Raw genomic sequence first — 16,654 nt, 5'->3', positions numbered from 1 at the left:
CCCTAACCCGTGACAATCGCGCGCTGCGCGTCATCGCCCATCGAGATCAGGGAGGGCGCCTTGGCCTGCTGTGCCTTGAAATCAGCCTTGCCACTCATACCCTGCCAGCCCGCGTGCACCAGCGATTGCGCCACCGCGCCGCCCAGCGTGGTGCCGGGGCCGGTGACGATGAAGAGATCCGGCGCAAACTCCAGCGCCCCGTTCTGCACCGCGCGGGTGAAATCATAAGGCTCCACCACCTGATGGCCGAGCGTGTAATCCCACAGCGCCTGCGTATCGGTGGCGCCGGGCCACCAGACATGACCGCGCCCGTCAATGAGCGGCACCTTGGGCTGGCTGAACATGCCTGCGGCCAGACGTTTGCGCCCCTCGGCAGCGACGGGGGCTTGAAGGGAGGTATGGAAGGCCGCGTGATTGGCCAGGCGCATGGGGAACCGCTCCTCGACCACCGGCACGGCAGCCTCAAAGGCAGACAGGCCCGCCTCGTTCCCGGCCAAGACCAGCATACCGCCCAGATCAATGGACAGTACCAGATCGTGGCCCGCGCGAGTGTTGATATCGGCCACGATCGCAAGCAGTTCCGCCTTGCGGGCGGGATCGTTCTGCCAGTCAGCGCCTGCGAAAGGATAGACCAGCTGCCCGCCGATCAATTGCTCCTGCATCAGCGTGCCCATGGTGTTGACCACGGTAAAGCCGTCCTCGGCGCTGAGCGCCCCGGCGGCGGCCAGGGCAATGTACCAGCCCATGGAATTGCCAGTGACCGCGACAACCTCGATATCCTTCGCCAGAGACTGCGCATCTGCCAGCGAAGCAGCATAGATCAGCGGCGATGCGATATCTCCGCGGGAATATTTCGAGACCGAGAACCGGGTGGCCCCGTCCAGCGTGGTGACCTCTTCCTGTCCTGCGGCGCTGCGCTGGGCGTCAAAGCCCGCAAATAGCGCCGCCTTGTCCCCGTGGTGGCGGTGCAGGTAGCCGAGTTCGGGTTTGTTGTAGGTGCCCCGCCCGGGGCAGATCAGTACGGCCTTGCGGGTCATTTTGCACCTCCGGTCAGGTCCAGCGCGGCGGCCAGAATGCTATCCTTGGACGGCAGAGTGGCCGCATAGGCGGGCCCGGTCGCGATAAAGCAATCCCCCGCCGCATGGCGGGCGAGCGCCGTGACGCCGTTTTCGGTGAACAGCGCCATCAACCCCTCGGACTGGCTGCCGGTGGTGCGGCATTCATCCACGATCAGTACGTGTTTGCAGCCCTTGGTCGCCTCCAGCAGCGCCTCCGCCGGGAGCGGCGCCAGCCAGCGCAGATCGATGATGCGGGTCTTGATGCCTTTGGCTTCCAGTTCGGCCTTGGCCTGTGTCGACAGATACCGCCCGTTGCCATAGGTCACGATGGCCAGATCGGTGCCATCGCCGTCGATGCCGACCTCTCCTAGTGCGATCCGTTGATCCGGGGCAGGGTAGCTCCGCATCCAGCCGCCGTCCTTGGTCTCATGCAGGTCGCGCATGGGATATAGTGCGATAGGCTCGACAAAGACCACGACCCGCTGCTCCTCGCGGGCAAGGCGAACTGCTTCGCGCATCATCATCGCGGCCTCGGCCCCGTCCGAGGGGCAGGCGATGACGATCCCCGGAATGTCGCGCAGCACGGCCAAGGAGTTGTCGTTGTGGAAATGCCCGCCAAAACCCTTTTGATAGCCAAGCCCGGCAATGCGCAGCACCATCGGGTTCGAGAACTGCCCGTTCGAAAAGAACGGCAGCGTCGCAGCCTCGCCGCGGATCTGATCCTCGGCGTTATGCAGATAGGCAAGGAACTGGATCTCTGGCATCGGCAGGAAGCCGTTGTGGCCCATGCCGATGGCCAGCCCAAGGATGGATTGTTCATCCAAGAGCGTGTCGATCATCCGGTCGGGGCCGAACCGCTGGTGCAGCTTCTGCGTTACGCCATAGACGCCGCCCTTGCGGCCCACGTCCTCGCCCATCATGACGATTTCGCCATGCTCCAGCATCAGATCGGTTAATGCCCAGTTGATCAGGCGGGACATCGGCTGTGGCTCGTCCATGGCGCGCATGTCGCTGCCAAAGGTCTCGGCGCGTTTTTCCGGGGGCACCCCGTTGGTGGGCGTGCAGGCCCGCGCGGGCGGGATCAGGCTGGCGGCCACATCGGCGCCGGTTTTCAGATGCGGGCGGGTGACGACCTCGGTCCGGATGCGTTCCACGCGGTCGCAGGTGTCGTTATAGATCTTCAACGCCTCCTGCGGCTCCAGCGCGCCTGCCTCGGCCAGAAGGCGCACGGAGTGCAGCAGCGGATCGTTCGCCTCATCGGCTTCAACCTCGGACTTTGCCAGATAGGTGGTGGGCACATCGGCGCCCGCATGGCCATAAAGACGCACGGTGCGCAGGTGCAGGAAGGCGGGCTTGCGCCGCGCCCGCACGTATTCGGCGGCCTCCAGCGCAGTGGCGTAGGCCTCGTAGAGATCCAGCCCGTCGGTCTTGAAATACTTGATACCGGGCCGCCCCGCCATCGAGGATTCGATCCAGCCGGTTGGCGTCTTGGTGGAAATGCCGATCCCGTTATCCTCGCAGACGAACAGAAGCGGCAGCGGAATCGACTGCACGGAGGTCCAGCCCGCCGTGTTGATCGCGCCCTGCGCGGTAGAGTGGTTGGCCGAGGCATCGCCAAAGGAACACATGACGATGCTGTCATCGGCCAGCACCTGATGTTCCGGGCGGTGGCGGCGCGCCGCCCCCACCGAATAGGCGGCACCGACCGCCTTGGGCAGGTGGCTGGCGATGGTGGAGGTCTGCGGCGGGATCATCAGTGCCTTGGAGCCCAGAACCTTGTGCCGTCCGCCCGAGGTGGGATCCTCGGAAGAACAGGCAAAGGACAGCAGCATGTCCCAGGCGATGCGCTGCCCCGGCACCTGGTCGGCGCGGGCAATCTGGAAGGCGGCGTCGCGGTAATGGAGGAAGGCCATGTCATCGGCGCGGAGGGCACGGGCGACGGCGGCCATGCCTTCGTGGCCGGAGGAGCCGATGGTATAGAACCCCTCACCGGCCTTCTGCATGGCGCGGCTGGTCAGATCCAGCGCCCGGCTCAGCACCTGGGCGCGGTAGACCGCGACGGCTGTTTCTGGGGCAAGCCCGCTGCGCGGTGAAGCTCCGGCTGGCAACTGTCCGGCTGCAACCCGGTCCAGAAAATTCTGATGCACGATCTGGGCGCGATCCATCTGATGTCCTCATGTCAGTGTCCGGTTGGGGTTATCCTCCAGATGGGGGCGGATTTCCAATGAGTATGCAAGCTCAATTCATGACGCAATGGAATGAGTGAGCGTGTGTCAAAGGCGATTTGGAAAGGATCAAGGTTGGGTTTCAACGGGGGAACGCTCCCGGACCGGCCCCACCAGGGCGCAATTGTCGAGGTTTCCACGATCAAAAGCTTTGTTTTTCATGCAACCTTTGGGATGGTTGGTTGAGCTAGGTCAAAGCCCGATACATTTCGCCCTGCGAATGTGTCGGCCAAAGCTTTCGGTGCGGAACCAGTCATGTTGCGCGACCCCAAGCCCTGAAGAGGAACGAATATGCGCTTTTCGCCCCGAGCCTTGCCGCTCCGAATTTCATCACTGCGTGCCTTGCTGCCGGTGATCTGCCTGCTGGCCTCAAACGGGGTCCATGCGCAGGCTTTTGATGTTGAGATGACCGAGGTCTCTGACTGGCGGCCGGTGTTCGGCAAGGTCGAAAGCGTGAAACGCGCCCTTGCCCGCGCCCGCCTGTCCGGCAACCTGTACGAGCTGAGCGCGGAGGAAGGCGACAGCGTCGCAAGCGGCGAGACCCTGGCGCGGATCGTCGATGAAAAGCTGGCGCTTGAGATCGCCGGGGTTGAGGCCGGCATCCGGGCGCTGGAGGCGCAGATCGCCCTTGCGCGGATTGATCTGACCCGCGCCCTGGAGCTGCGCGAGCGGGGCGCCTCGCCCAAAACGGCGGTGGATCAGGCGCAGACGGCGCTGAACGTGGCCGAGGAAAATTTGGCCGCCCAGCAGGCCCAGCGGGATCTGTTGCAGGCGCGTCAGGCCGAGGGGATTGTACTGGCGCCCGAAGCGGGTCGGATCCTCAGCGTGCCGGTGGTGGATGGCATGTTCGTCAATCCCGGCGAAACCATCGCCACCATCGCCACCGAGAATTTCGTGCTGCGCACCGAATTGCCGGAACGCCACGCCCGCTATCTGGAAACCGGTGAAACCGTGCGCATTCTGGCGCGCGGCGCGCTGACCAACACCGAGGTGCAAAGCGATGGACGCGTCGCCAAGATCTATCCCGAGCTGGTGGCCGGTCAGGTCGTGGTCGATGTGGAGGCCGAGGGGCTGGGCGATTTCTTTGTCGGGGAACGGGTGCGGCTGCTGATCGCCACCGGCCAGCGCCCCGCCATCGTGGTGCCCGAAGGGTATCTGCAGCAGCGCCACGGTGTCACCTTTGCCCGGCTCGACAGCGATGCCGAAGTGGTGGTGCAGCCTGGCGTGCGTGTCGATGGCGGGATCGAGGTTCTGGCGGGGCTGAAGCCCGGCGACCGGCTGACCCCCTATGAGGCGGCGCAGCAATGAGCACGACACCCAACACCGACGCGCGCACCGATGACGGGGCCGGGGAATCGCTGGGCATTGCGGGTTCCATTTCACGCGCCTTTATAAACTCACCGCTGACGCCGCTGCTGCTGATTGCGGCTCTGATTCTGGGGTTTGTGGCCCTGCTGCTGCTGCCGCGCGAGGAAGAGCCGCAGATCTCGGTGCCCATGGTGGATGTCTTCATCCAGGCCAACGGGTTGGCCGCCGATGACGCGGTGGAGCTTGTCGCCAAACCGATCGAGGCACTGCTGCAGCGCCTGCCCGGCGTCGAACATGTCTACAGTCAGAGCTTTGACGACCGTATCATGGCCACCGCCCGGTTCGAGGTGGGCGTTCCCGAGGATGACGCCATCCTCCGCGTTCATTCAGAAATCCGAGCAAATTTCGACCAACTGCCCATCGGCATTCCGGAGCCTCTGATCATCGGGCGCGGGGTCAACGACGTCGCCATTCTGGTTCTGTCACTCGCCCCGCGCGCGGATCTGCCGCGCGATGAGGCAGAGCGGTGGGACAGGGCAAACCTGGGCGAAGTCGCCTCGCAGCTGATGTCGGAACTGTCCAAGGCCGATGACGTGGGCCGCACCTATATCGTTGGTGACAGCCGCACCGAAATCCGGGTGGAGCCGGACACGGCGGCGCTGGCCCTTTATGGTGTCACGCTGGAGCAACTGGCCGAGAAGGTGCGCAATGCCAACCGGTCTGAGTTGTTGGGCCGGGTGCGCCAGACCGGCGCCTCCCGCGATTTGCTGAGCGGGCAGAGCCTGGTTGGCAAGCCCGATCTGGGCCTATTGCTGGTCACCACCCGTGACGGGCGCCCGGTCTATGTCAAGGACGTCGCCCGCGTCAGCATTGCGCCCGCCGATGCCGACAACCGCGCCTGGACCCTGCACCCTGGAGAGGCCACACCACGACCGGCGGTCTCGCTTGCCTTTGCCAAACGTGAAGGCGCCAATGCTGTCAACGTGGCCAAGGAGCTGCTGCAGCGGCTGGAGATCGCTGAACGCGATTTCCTGCCCGATGCGCTGGAGGTTGAGGTCACCCGCAACTACGGTGAGACGGCGCAGAAGAAATCGGACGAGCTGTTCTCGCACCTTGCGGGGGCCAGCGTGTCGATCTTCCTGATGATCGTGGTCTTCATCGGCTGGCGTGAAGGAGTGGTGACGCTGATCATCATTCCCGCCACCATCCTGATGACCTTTGCCGCCTCCTACCTGATGGGGTTCACGATCAACCGGGTGTCGCTCTTCGCGCTGATCTTCTCGATCGGGATCCTGGTGGATGACGCCATCGTGGTGGTGGAAAATATCGCCCGCCATTGGCGGCTGGATCCCAATGGCGACAAGACCAAGGTCGCCCTGCGCGGGGTAGCCGAGGTGGGCAATCCGACCATCATCGCGACGCTCACCATCGTCTTTGCCTTGCTGCCTATGCTGTTTGTCTCCGGCATGATGGGCCCCTACATGAGTCCCATTCCCACTAATGCTTCGGCGGCGATGATTCTCAGCTTTTTCGTGGCGGTGATCTTTGCGCCCTGGATCATGCTGCGGCTTCAGCGGCGGAAACCGGGCGCTGTTGCGGCTCATGGGGTAGAGGATGGTCACGGCGAGGATTCCCGCATGGCCCGCATCTATCGCGCCATTGCCCGGCCCTTGCTGGCCAGCCGCAGCGGCGCGGCCATTTTCCTGATCCTCGTCTTTGTGGCCACCGGGGCCTCGGTCACCCTGTTCGGCACCCAGTCGGTGGTCGTGAAACTTCTGCCCTTTGATGACAAGTCCGAAGTGCAGGTGATCGTCGATCTGCAGGAAGGCGCGACACTGGAAGACACCGAGCGCGCCCTGTTCGCACTGTCGCAGGCGGCGGCCGAAATCCCCGAGATCGAAAGCATCCAAGCCTATGCAGGTACTGCGGCGCCGTTCAACTTCAACGGCCTCGTGCGGCATTACTTCGTGCGGCAGAACCCGGAACTGGGCGATCTGCAGATCAACCTGGCCGACTCGGAAGAGCGTGATCGCCAAAGCCATGCCATCGCGCTGGACCTGCGCGCGCGGCTGGCCGAGGTGGATCTGCCAGAAGGCACATCGGTCAAGGTGGTCGAGGTGCCGCCCGGACCGCCGGTTCTGGCGACGCTGCTGGCTGAGGTCTATGGCCCCGATCCTGAAACCCGCCGCGAGGTGGCCACCGGCCTGCGCGAGATCTTTACGGACGTGGATTTCATCGTCGATGTGGACGACAGTTTCGGTCACCCGCCCGAACGGCTGCGGATCGAGATCGATCAGGCCAGCCTTGATTTCCACGGGGTGGAGCAAAGCGCGGTCTATGACACGCTGTCGCTGCTGTTCCATGGCACCACTGTTGGTTATTCCCAGCGCGGCGGCGGGGTGCGGCCCATCCCGATCAGTCTGAAGCTGAGCGAGGAGCGCCGTCAGGTCACCGAAGCGCTGCTGGCGACACCCTTGCCCGCCCGCGGTCCCGCCGGCATCGGTGAGGGCAACGTGGAACTGGGCGAAGTGGTACGCGTCTCGGTCGAGCAAGGCTCATGGCCGGTGTTCCGCAAGAACGGGCTGGATCTGGAGATGGTCACCGCCGATCTGGCGGGCCGGTTCGAAGCGCCGATCTACGGCATGATCGCGGTGCAGGAGGAGATCGACGCCCGCGATTGGCCCGAGGGGATGAAGCCTGAGGTCACCCTTTACGGTCAGCCGATGGATGAGAGCAATCCGATCCTTTTGTGGGATGGCGAGTGGGAGGTCACCTATGTCACTTTCCGCGATATGGGTGCGGCCTTTGGTGCGGCGCTCATCGGGATCTATTTCCTGATCGTTGGCCAGTTCCGCAGCTTCAAGCTACCGCTGGTGATCATGACGCCGATCCCGCTGACTCTGATCGGGATCACCCTGGGCCACTGGGCGATGGATGCGCCCTTCACGGCGACATCGATGATCGGTTTCATCAGCCTTGCCGGGATTATCGTGCGGAACTCGATCCTGTTGGTGGATTTCATCCGCCGCGAACAGGACAACGGACGTTCGCTGCATGATGCGCTGCTGGCGGCAGGGGGCGTGCGGTTCCTGCCGATCTTCCTGACGGCGATCACGGCGATGTCGGGCGCGGCCTTTATTCTGGTCGATCCGATTTTCCAGGGGCTGGGGATTTCACTGCTGTTCGGGCTGGCGACCTCTACCGCGCTGACGCTGCTGGTCATCCCGGCGATCTACTGGGCGTTCCGCGGCGGTCGCGACACGGCATAATGCATCGGTTTGGCGGGGCTTGCCCCGCCGTGCCCCTATCGCCGGTCGTTTCCAGAAGGAGGGAAAAGCGCCGCGCTTTGATCCTGGTCATCTGCGCGGGCCATCCCGCCACCTATGATTGTCAAAGACGCGCCCCGGCGTGGCGCGGCAAGCGGAGGGGAGGATCATCATGGCGACAGCGCCGATCACAAAACCGGCCAGCGTCAGGGCCGCTGCCAATATGACCGATTACGATACCCTCTGCGCCGGGTTTTCCTGGGACGACGCGCAGGCGCTGATCGATGGGCTGTCCGATGGCAGGATGAACATCGCGCATGAAGCCGTGGACCGCCACGTGGCATCCGGCCATGGGGAGCAGCTGGCGCTGCGCTGGATTTCAAAATCAGGCTCGCAGCAGGATTTTACCTACGCCGCGCTACAGACGGAAACCAACCGCTTCGCCAATATGCTGCGTAGCCAGGGTCTGCAAAAGGGTGATCGGGTCTATGCCTTGCTGGGGCGGGTGCCGGAGCTATACATCGCCGCCCTTGGCACGCTGAAGGCAGGTTGCACCTTCTGTCCGCTGTTTTCGGCATTCGGTCCCGAGCCGATCCGCTCGCGGATGGAGATCGGCGGTGCCAATGCGCTGATCACCACCGCGCGGCTTTATAAGCGCAAGGTGAAAGCCCTGCGCCCGGATCTGCCGGATCTGCGGAAGGTCTTTGTCATTGATGAGGCGGCAGAGGATACCCTGCCGCTGACCGACCTGATGGCGGATGCCTCGGAGGAGTTCACCACCGAAGCCATGAATCCCGAGGACACAGCCCTTTTGCATTTTACCTCGGGCACCACTGGCAAGCCGAAGGGCGTCGTGCATGTGCATCAGGCGGTGGTCGCCCACAACTGGACCGGGCGCATCGCGCTGGATCTGCGGGCGGGCGATACCTATTGGTGCACCGCCGATCCGGGTTGGGTGACCGGCACGTCCTACGGGATCGTCGCGCCCCTCACCAACCGCGTTTCGATGATCGTTGACGAGGCCGAGTTTGACGTCGCTCGCTGGTATGACATTCTGGAAGGCGAGGGCGTCAACGTCTGGTACACAGCGCCAACAGCCATCCGCATGCTGATGAAGGCTGGCACCGAGGCGCTTCAGGGGCGTGATTTCCCCGCCTTGCGGTTCATGGCCAGCGTCGGCGAGCCGCTGAACCCCGAGGCGGTGATCTGGGGAAACACGGCCTTTGGTCAGCCGTTCCACGACAATTGGTGGCAGACCGAAACCGGCGGCATCATGATCGCCAATTATGCCGCGATGGATGTGAAACCCGGCTCCATGGGAAGGCCGCTGCCGGGGATCGAGGCGGGAATCGTCGAAATGGACCCGGAAGGAGACTCTCTGCGCGCCCTGACCGAGCCGCAGGCGATGGGAGAATTGGCCCTGCGTCCCGGCTGGCCGTCGATGATGCGTGGCTACCTGCATGAACAGGCGCGCTATGACAAATGCTTCCGCGATGGCTGGTACCTGACCGGTGACCTCGCGATGCGCGATGCGGACGGGTATTTCTGGTTTGTGGGCCGCGCCGATGACCTGATCAAAAGCGCAGGCCATCTGATTGGCCCATTTGAGGTCGAAAGCGCCCTGATGGAGCATGAGGCCGTCGCCGAGGTCGGCGTTATCGGCATTCCCGATGAAACCGCGGGTGAGCTGGTGAAGGCCTATGTGGCGCTGAAACCGGGGTATGAGCCGGATGAGGATCTGCGGCTTGATCTGCTGGGGCACGCCCGCAAACGGCTGGGGCCTGCGGTCGCCCCGAAAGAGATCGCCTTTCGCAAGAACCTACCCAAGACCCGCAGCGGCAAGATCATGCGCCGCCTTCTGAAAGCGCGCGAGCTGGGCCTGCCTGAAGGCGATATCTCAACCCTGGAAAGTGACGAGACATGAGCATCGACCATGTGAAACCCCGCCTTGACCACGCCCATGTCCGCGAGCTGCTGAAGGCGATGATCCGCATCCGCCATTTCGAGGACAAATGCGCCGAACTCTACTCCCGCGAAAAGATACGTGGGTTCCTGCATCTCTATGATGGGGAGGAAGCGGTTGCGGCGGGCATCATCCCGTTGCTCAGCCCGCAGGACCGGGTGGTCGCCACCTACCGCGAACACGGTCATGCGCTGATGCGCGGGGTGCCCATGGGCCGCGTCCTGGCGGAAATGTACGGCAAGGCTGAAGGCTGCGCCGGGGGGCGGGGCGGTTCGATGCACATGTTCAGCCGCGATCACAATTTCTACGGCGGCAATGCCATCGTCGGCGGTGGCTTGCCTCTGGCCGCTGGCCTTGCGCTGGCCGACCGGATGCAAAGGGCCGAGGCCGTCACCGCCTGTTTCTTTGGCGAGGGCGCGGTGGCCGAAGGCGAGTTCCATGAAAGTCTGAACCTTGCCGCGCTCTGGGATCTGCCGGTTTTGTTCGTTTGTGAAAACAACGGCTATGCCATGGGCACGGCACTGGACCGCTCGGAATCGCAGACCGACATTCACGCCAAGGCGGCCAGCTATGGCATCGACAGCCACGTTGTGGATGGCATGGATATCGTCGCCGTTGAAGGCGCTGCGCGGAAGGCTTTGAAGGCGATTGCCGACTCCGGCAAGCCGCAATTTCTGGAATGCCGCACTTACCGTTTCCGCGCGCATTCCATGTTCGATGCCCAGCTTTACCGCCCCAAGGAGGAGGTCGCCGACTGGCGCGCCAAGGGGCCAATCGTCCGGTTCCAGACCTGGGCCGAGGAAAATCATCTGCTGCGCGCGGGCGAAGTGGATGACATCACCGCGGAGGTTGACGCCGAGATTGCCGAGGCCGTCGCCTTTGCCGAAAGTGGCACAGAGGAGCCGGTGGCGGACCTCGCCAAATATGTAATGTCGCCTGATCGGCCCGCGCCGCCCGAGGTCGCGCCGCCCGGAAAACCTGTCACCACCACCTACCGCGCCGCAGTGCGCGCGAGCATCATCGATGCCATGACCCGCGATCCCCGTGTCTTCCTGATGGGAGAGGACGTTGGCCGTTACGGTGGCTGCTATGCGGTCTCCAAGGGGCTGCTCGATCAGTTCGGTGAGGACCGCATCCGCGATACACCGCTGTCGGAATCCGGGTTCACCGGTGCCGGGATTGGCGCTGCCATTGCCGGGATGCGGCCCATTGTCGAGGTGATGACGGTCAACTTCTCGCTGCTGGCGCTGGACCAGATCCTCAACACCGCCGCCACCTTCCGCCATATGTCGAACAACCAGTTCGGGGTGCCGGTGGTGATCCGCATGGCCACCGGCGCGGGGCGGCAGCTGGCGGCGCAGCATTCGCATTCACTCGAAGGCTGGTACGCCCATATCCCCGGCCTGCGGGTGCTGGCGCCTGCAACTTTGGAGGACGCGCGTGGCATGCTCTGGACCGCGCTTGAGGATCCTGACCCGGTGCTGATCTTTGAAAACGTCATGCTTTATAACCGCGAGGGGGAGCTGGCCGAAAACGCTGGTTCCGTGGATATCGACCGCGCCGTGGTCCGGCGGGCGGGCACGGATATTTCGCTGATCACCTATGGCGGATCCCTGTTCAAGACGCTGGAGGCGGCCGAGGCGCTGGCGCAGGAAGGCATCGACGCGGAGGTGATCGACCTGCGCTCGCTGCGGCCCCTGGACCGGGAGACGATCCTGTCCTCGGTGCGCAAGACCCGCCGCGCTGTGATGGTGGATGAGGGTTGGAAGAGCGGGAGCCTGGCCGCTGAGATTGGCATGATCCTGGCGGAAGAGGCCTTTTGGGATCTGGACGCCCCCTTGGCCCGGGTGTGTAGCGCCGAGGTGCCGATCCCCTATGCGGGGCATCTGGAACAGGCGGCGATCCCGCAGGTGGCGGAGATCCTCGCCACCGCCCGCCGGGTGATGGGGGCGACCCCATGAGCGATTTCCTCATGCCCTCGCTTGGGGCGGATATGGAGGCGGGCACCCTGATGGAACAGGTGGTGGCCGTGGGCCAACCCGTCACGCACGGCGATATCATCGCCGTGGTGGAAACCCAGAAAGGCGCCATTGAGATAGAGTGCTACGAGACCGGAACGGTGACGGAATGGCTGGTCGGCATCGGGGAGAGCGTGCCCGTAGGAACGCCGCTGGCACGGATCGATACCGGGGAGGCAGCAGATGGGCAGACTGTAGAACCTGCGCCTGTGCCAGAGCCTGAAAAGCCCAAACCCCGGGCGGTCGCAGAGCCTCCGCAACCGGCACCATCTGTTCCCACCGGTACACGCATTGTCGCTTCTCCAGCGGCACGACGCTTGGCGGCCGAAAAGGGTGTGGACCTCAGTGCACTCTCGGTGCCATCCGGCCAGCCGATCCGCCACGCAGATGTCGCCGCCCATATCACGGCAGGCGGCAAGACTGCGCCGCAGGACACCGGCCTCAGCGCCATGCGGCAGGCGATTGCCGCCGCGATGTCGCGCTCCAAACGGGAAATTCCGCATTTCTACCTCACCCATCAGGTGGATCTGACCACGCTTGATGACTTCATCACTGAGATGAACGAAACCCGCGCGCCCGAGGACCGTGTGCTACCGCCGGTGTTCTACCTGTGCGCCATGGCGCGGGCGCTGAAGAAATACCCCGAGTTCAATGGCCATTTCGAAGGTGGCACCTTCACCCCAGCCAAGGAGGCCCATATAGGTCTTGCCATCGCCCTGCGCGGTGGCGGGCTGGTGGCGCCTGCGCTGTTCGATGTGGCCGCGCAGGAGCGCGACGGGCTTATGGCGCAGATGCGCGATCTGATCGGGCGGGTGCGCGCGGGCCGCTTCAAGGCGCGCGAATTGTCGGATGCCACCATCACCCTCACCAGTCTGGGGGACCGCGGCATCGACGGGCTGTTTGGGGTGATCTACCCACCACAGGTGGCCATCGTCGGCATCGGTACGCCCGCGCTGCGCCCCAGGGTGGTGGATGGCAAGGTGGTGCCGCGCCAGATCGCAACCCTGACACTGGCCGCAGACCACCGCGTCAGCGACGGCCATCGCGGCGCGCTGTTCCTGCGCGCCATCGACCGATTTCTACAGGAGCCCGAAACCCTATGACCCGCACCGAGATAGAACAGGCCCTTGGCCAAGAGCTGACCCGGATCGCGCCGGATATCCCGCTGGACGACATCGACAGCAGCGCCGATCTGCGGGATGAGTTCGACATCGATTCGATCGATTTCCTGAACCTCGTCACCGCGCTGGGCAAACGGTTCGCTCTGGAGATGCCCGAGGCGGATTATCCCCAGATGGACAGCTTCGATCATCTGGTGGAGTATCTGGCGGCCCGGGTGGCCTGATTAGAGTACGGCCCGGCCCAAGCCGATAAGACACAGCGCCAGAAGCAGCCACAGCACGATGCGGCGAAAACGCCTGTCGTGGCTTCCATAGCGGGCAAAACAGATTGAGCCCAGCCATAGGCCGATGAACAGCAGGGGCAGGGCGGCTGCGATATGCCACAGGATCTGCCCGCCGTAGTGGCCGGAGACCGTCAGAAGCGCGCCAGCCCAGAGATCAGTGAAGAAGAAATAGGCGATCATTGTCGCCCGCATGGCCCGTGAACTGATCGCGGTTGTGGTGAAGAACAGGCCCAGCACCAGCCCGCTCATTGCGGTGGCGCCATTGACCACACCGGCAATGAAGCCGGCGAGGGACAGAACCATGGCGGTTGGAACTGTGGGCCGGATGGGCCGCAGCAGCAGCGTCAACACCGCGCCGATGATCAAGACGTGCACGCCGATCCGCATCGCCTGATCCGGTACATGATCCAGCAGTGCCACCCCGATTGGATTGCCGATCAACCCGGCCAGCAGTAGATAGGCAAGGGCGCGGCGTTCCACATCCCTGAGCACGCTGCGCGATTGTCCCAGCGATGCGATGATCTCAAGCGCGATGGACATCGGCGCGATCTGGCTGGCAGGCAGCCAGAAGATCAGTCCGGCCATCAGGACAGTCGAAAAACCGAACCCCGAATAACCACGCAGAAAGGCCGCAGAGAAAACCACGGATCCGGCCAGAAGCAGATCAACCGCGTTCAACGTCGCGCCCCCGAAGGCTGGCCCGGCCTGACGGCTGCGTTCCTTGCTCGCGGTCATGTCCCGGTGTGAGGTTGAACAACAGCAGGATCTGCCCGGCAATCAACGGCACCAGGCTGAGCGCTGCAGCCAGACCCAATCCCGGCAGGCCGGGGTCGGGAAGATCCAGCAGCGCCGACAGCGACGGCAGCCACAACGCCAGTGCCACCAGACCAGCACAAAGGGCCAGCGCTGCCCAAATGTATGGGTTCCCCGTCACGTCGTTGACCAGTTGCCGCCCGCTGCCCCCCCGCACATTGAAGACATTCCACAGCTGCGCCAGGGCCAGTGTCACGAAGGCCACCGTGATCGCCTGCCCGGTCTCCAGTCGCAGCCAGTAGAGCGCTAGAGCAAACCCCGACAGTGTCGCGCCGGTGATCAGCAGGCTGAGAACACCGATCAACGCCCATTCCGGCCGTCCGGCAATGGGCTCCGAGGGATCGCGGGGCGGCCGGGACATGATCGCTCTGTCTCCTTTGCCCAGCCCCAGTGCAAAGGCCGGGAATACATCGGTTACAAGGTTCAGGAACAGGATCTGCAAGGGCAGAAGCGGTGCGGGCAGACCGGCGCCGACGGCGATGCCGACGACCAGCACCTCGCTGACGTTGCAGGACATCAGGTAGACGACGAATTTGCGGATATTGTCAAAAATCACCCGCCCCTGCCACATGGCCTCAATCAGGGTGCCGAAGGCATCGTCTTTCAGCACCACATCGGCCGCCTCGCGCGCGACCTGTGTACCGCGTTTGCCCATGGCGATGCCGATGTCTGATTTCTTCAGCGCCGGGGCATCGTTGACGCCATCGCCGGTCATGGCAACCACATGCCCGGCCTGCTGGAACAGGCGCACAAGCGTCAGTTTCGTTTCCGGCGCCACACGGGCAAAGACATCTGCCGCCAGCACCCTGTCACGCAAGGCGAAATCCGCCGTATCAGGGTCGAAATCCCGCAGGTCATCGCCTTCGATCACCGTGAGGTCGCCCAGAGTTAAACCGGCGTCCCGGGCAATTGTTGCCGCAGTATCTGCATGATCGCCGGTGATCATCGCGACCCGCACCCCGGCCGCCAGGCTGGCGCGGATCGCATCGGGCACATCAGCGCGCAGCGGATCCAGGAAACACACCAACCCCACCAGCGTCAGGCCCTGATAAGGGTCTTCGTCAGGTGTTTCGGCGTGCTTGATTGCCAGCGCCAGCAGCCGCAGCCCCTCGCGCGCGGCGGCGCTTTGCCGGGCTGCCCATTCCTGCCGCGCTGGGCCATCCAGCGGCGCCGGACCATTCGGCAGCAAGTGAGTGTCGCAGGCTTCGATCACCGCTTCGGGCGCGCCTTTGATGGCGTAGATGAACCCGCCCCGGTCCCCGTCCGCGGCGCGGTTGACGCTGGCCATCATCTTATGCTCGGGGTCAAAGGCGTGTTCGGCCACCTGGGGAAAATCTTGCTCAAGCTCCGCGCGGGTCATCGCGGCTGCTTGGGCAGCGTGCAGCAGTGCGACCTCCATTGGCTCACCGCTGGCGCTGTCTCCGGTGGCCGGATTGCCGGTTTCGGCATTGTTGCACAGAACCCCGATCCGCAGCGCCAGATCGAAGCGGTCGTCAGCCGGTGCGGCGGCATTTTTCGCGAGCCGGACCTCGGCGCCTTCGAACAGGTAGCGCACCGCCGCCATTTTGTTCTCTGTCAGTGTGCCGGTCTTATCAGTGAGGATCAGCGTCGTTGCCCCCAGAGTTTCTACCGAGGACAACCGGGTGATCAACGCATTGTGCGCCGCCATGCGCCACATGCCGCGCGCCAGACAGAGGGTGGCGACGATCGGCAGGCCTTCGGGCACCGCCGCTACCGCCAGCGCCGTACCGGTGCGGATCATGTCGATCAGCGCGTGACCGCGCAGAACGCCCGCTGCAATCATCAACGCGGCCAGAGCCAGCGTCAGCCAGACCAGCCGGTGGCCGAGCCTGTCCAGCCGCCGCTCCAGTGGCGATATCTCGGCCTCGGCGGTTTCTGTCAGGGCACTGATCTGGCCGATTTCGGTTGTCATCCCGGTGGCCACGACGATGGCCTCTCCGGCGCCGCGGGTGATTGCGGTGCCCTTGAACACCATGTTGTGACGGTCCGGGATCCCGGCCTCCGGGGCGACCGGGTCGATACTCTTGGAAACGGGCAGGGATTCCCCGGTCAGGATCGATTCATCGCTTTGCAGGTTCGAGGCCTGCAGCAGACGGAGATCGGCGGTGACGATGTCTCCGGCATCGAGGATCACGATATCTCCCGGCACCAGCGCGCGGGCATCGATCCGGCGCACTCTGCCGTCGCGGCGCACCAGCGTCCTGACCTCGGCAATGCGCAGCAATGCCTCCATCGAGCGGACCGCGCGCAATTCGGTGAAAAAACCGATGGCGCCGTTGAACAGGATCACCACCAGGATCGCCAGACCTTCTGGAATGTCACCGAAAGCAAAGGACAACCCGGCTGCCATGGCCAGCAGCCAGATGATGATGCTGCGGAACTGATGCGCCAGAAGCAGCAGCGCGCTTTGCGGCTTTTGGGCCCGCAGCTGGTTCCTGCCGTGGCGGGCGCGGCGGGCGGCAACTTCGGCGGCGTTCAGGCCGCGGGCCGGATCGCAGGCCAGCGCCGCAGCGACATCCGCTGCAGGCAGGGCGAAAGGCAAGGCGTCTGGTGCTGTGCCCGTCACCGGTGCCATAT

At 64.1% G+C, this 16,654-nt stretch carries 10 protein-coding genes; 6 read left to right on the top strand and 4 right to left on the bottom strand.

The genetic code is table 11. The features are described 5' to 3' along the window. Positions 1-2 precede the first annotated feature (2 nt). A complete protein-coding gene (locus JL2886_RS10505; RefSeq protein WP_065271955.1) occupies positions 3-1,037 on the bottom strand; it encodes an ACP S-malonyltransferase in 1,035 nt (344 codons plus the stop codon). Beyond that, a complete protein-coding gene (locus JL2886_RS10500) occupies positions 1,034-3,223 on the bottom strand; it encodes a thiamine pyrophosphate-dependent enzyme (RefSeq protein ID WP_065271954.1) in 2,190 nt (729 codons plus the stop codon). Before JL2886_RS10500 ends, JL2886_RS10505 begins: the two co-directional genes overlap by 4 nt. Positions 3,224-3,574: 351 nt before the next feature. Between JL2886_RS10500 and JL2886_RS10495 the strand changes: the two genes are divergently transcribed. The 6 genes from JL2886_RS10495 to JL2886_RS10470 all read left to right on the top strand — a co-directional run bounded on the left by JL2886_RS10495 (position 3,575) and on the right by JL2886_RS10470 (position 13,183). Next, entirely contained in the window at positions 3,575-4,591 is a 1,017-nt protein-coding gene (locus tag JL2886_RS10495) for an efflux RND transporter periplasmic adaptor subunit (protein ID WP_082996059.1), read from the top strand. Further along, positions 4,588-7,860 carry an efflux RND transporter permease subunit gene (locus JL2886_RS10490; RefSeq protein ID WP_065271953.1) on the top strand — a complete coding sequence of 1,091 codons (3,273 nt, stop codon included), beginning with the start codon at positions 4,588-4,590 and terminating at the stop codon, positions 7,858-7,860. The genes JL2886_RS10495 and JL2886_RS10490 overlap by 4 nt, the downstream gene beginning before the upstream one ends. 169 nt (positions 7,861-8,029) lie before the next feature. After that, complete coding sequence (gene acsA / locus JL2886_RS10485) at positions 8,030-9,781, top strand: acetate--CoA ligase (RefSeq protein ID WP_065271952.1); 1,752 nt, start codon at positions 8,030-8,032, stop codon at positions 9,779-9,781. Then, on the top strand, positions 9,778-11,781 hold the full coding sequence (pdhA, locus tag JL2886_RS10480; RefSeq protein ID WP_065271951.1) for a pyruvate dehydrogenase (acetyl-transferring) E1 component subunit alpha: 2,004 nt from the start codon (positions 9,778-9,780) through the stop codon (positions 11,779-11,781). Before acsA ends, pdhA begins: the two co-directional genes overlap by 4 nt. Beyond that, positions 11,778-12,941, top strand: a complete 1,164-nt coding sequence (locus tag JL2886_RS10475; protein WP_065271950.1) for a dihydrolipoamide acetyltransferase family protein — start codon at positions 11,778-11,780, stop codon at positions 12,939-12,941. Before pdhA ends, JL2886_RS10475 begins: the two co-directional genes overlap by 4 nt. Continuing rightward, positions 12,938-13,183 (top strand): acyl carrier protein, encoded by a 246-nt coding sequence (locus JL2886_RS10470; protein ID WP_065271949.1) that lies wholly within the window; start codon positions 12,938-12,940, stop codon positions 13,181-13,183. The genes JL2886_RS10475 and JL2886_RS10470 overlap by 4 nt, the downstream gene beginning before the upstream one ends. Here the strand turns inward: JL2886_RS10470 and JL2886_RS10465 are convergent, their stop codons facing one another. Both JL2886_RS10465 and JL2886_RS10460 read right to left on the bottom strand, forming a co-directional pair. After that, positions 13,184-13,921, bottom strand: coding sequence for a sulfite exporter TauE/SafE family protein (locus JL2886_RS10465; RefSeq protein ID WP_197492312.1), 738 nt, complete (start codon positions 13,919-13,921; stop codon positions 13,184-13,186). Beyond that, a complete protein-coding gene (locus JL2886_RS10460; protein WP_082996157.1) occupies positions 13,908-16,652 on the bottom strand; it encodes a cation-translocating P-type ATPase in 2,745 nt (914 codons plus the stop codon). The genes JL2886_RS10465 and JL2886_RS10460 overlap by 14 nt, the downstream gene beginning before the upstream one ends. Between the last annotated feature and the right edge of the window lie 2 nt (positions 16,653-16,654).

Origin of the sequence: Phaeobacter gallaeciensis (assembly GCF_001678945.1) — a bacterium.
In the GTDB taxonomy this organism is placed as follows: Bacteria; Pseudomonadota; Alphaproteobacteria; order Rhodobacterales; family Rhodobacteraceae; genus Phycobacter; species Phycobacter gallaeciensis_A.
Note: the sequence above shows the minus strand (reverse complement) of the source record. Positions and strands in the feature narration are given on the sequence as shown.

Bases quoted from the DNA above. Each gene is read 5' to 3' on its own strand.
- JL2886_RS10505 (WP_065271955.1), bottom strand. From the start codon at position 1,037: ATGACCCGCAAGGCCGTACTGATCTGCCCCGGGCGGGGCACCTACAAC.
- JL2886_RS10500 (WP_065271954.1), bottom strand. From the start codon at position 3,223: ATGGATCGCGCCCAGATCGTGCATCAGAATTTTCTGGACCGGGTTGCA.
- JL2886_RS10495 (WP_082996059.1), top strand. From the start codon at position 3,575: ATGCGCTTTTCGCCCCGAGCCTTGCCGCTCCGAATTTCATCACTGCGT.
- JL2886_RS10490 (WP_065271953.1), top strand. From the start codon at position 4,588: ATGAGCACGACACCCAACACCGACGCGCGCACCGATGACGGGGCCGGG.
- acsA (WP_065271952.1), top strand. From the start codon at position 8,030: ATGGCGACAGCGCCGATCACAAAACCGGCCAGCGTCAGGGCCGCTGCC.
- pdhA (WP_065271951.1), top strand. From the start codon at position 9,778: ATGAGCATCGACCATGTGAAACCCCGCCTTGACCACGCCCATGTCCGC.
- JL2886_RS10475 (WP_065271950.1), top strand. From the start codon at position 11,778: ATGAGCGATTTCCTCATGCCCTCGCTTGGGGCGGATATGGAGGCGGGC.
- JL2886_RS10470 (WP_065271949.1), top strand. From the start codon at position 12,938: ATGACCCGCACCGAGATAGAACAGGCCCTTGGCCAAGAGCTGACCCGG.
- JL2886_RS10460 (WP_082996157.1), bottom strand. From the start codon at position 16,652: ATGGCACCGGTGACGGGCACAGCACCAGACGCCTTGCCTTTCGCCCTG.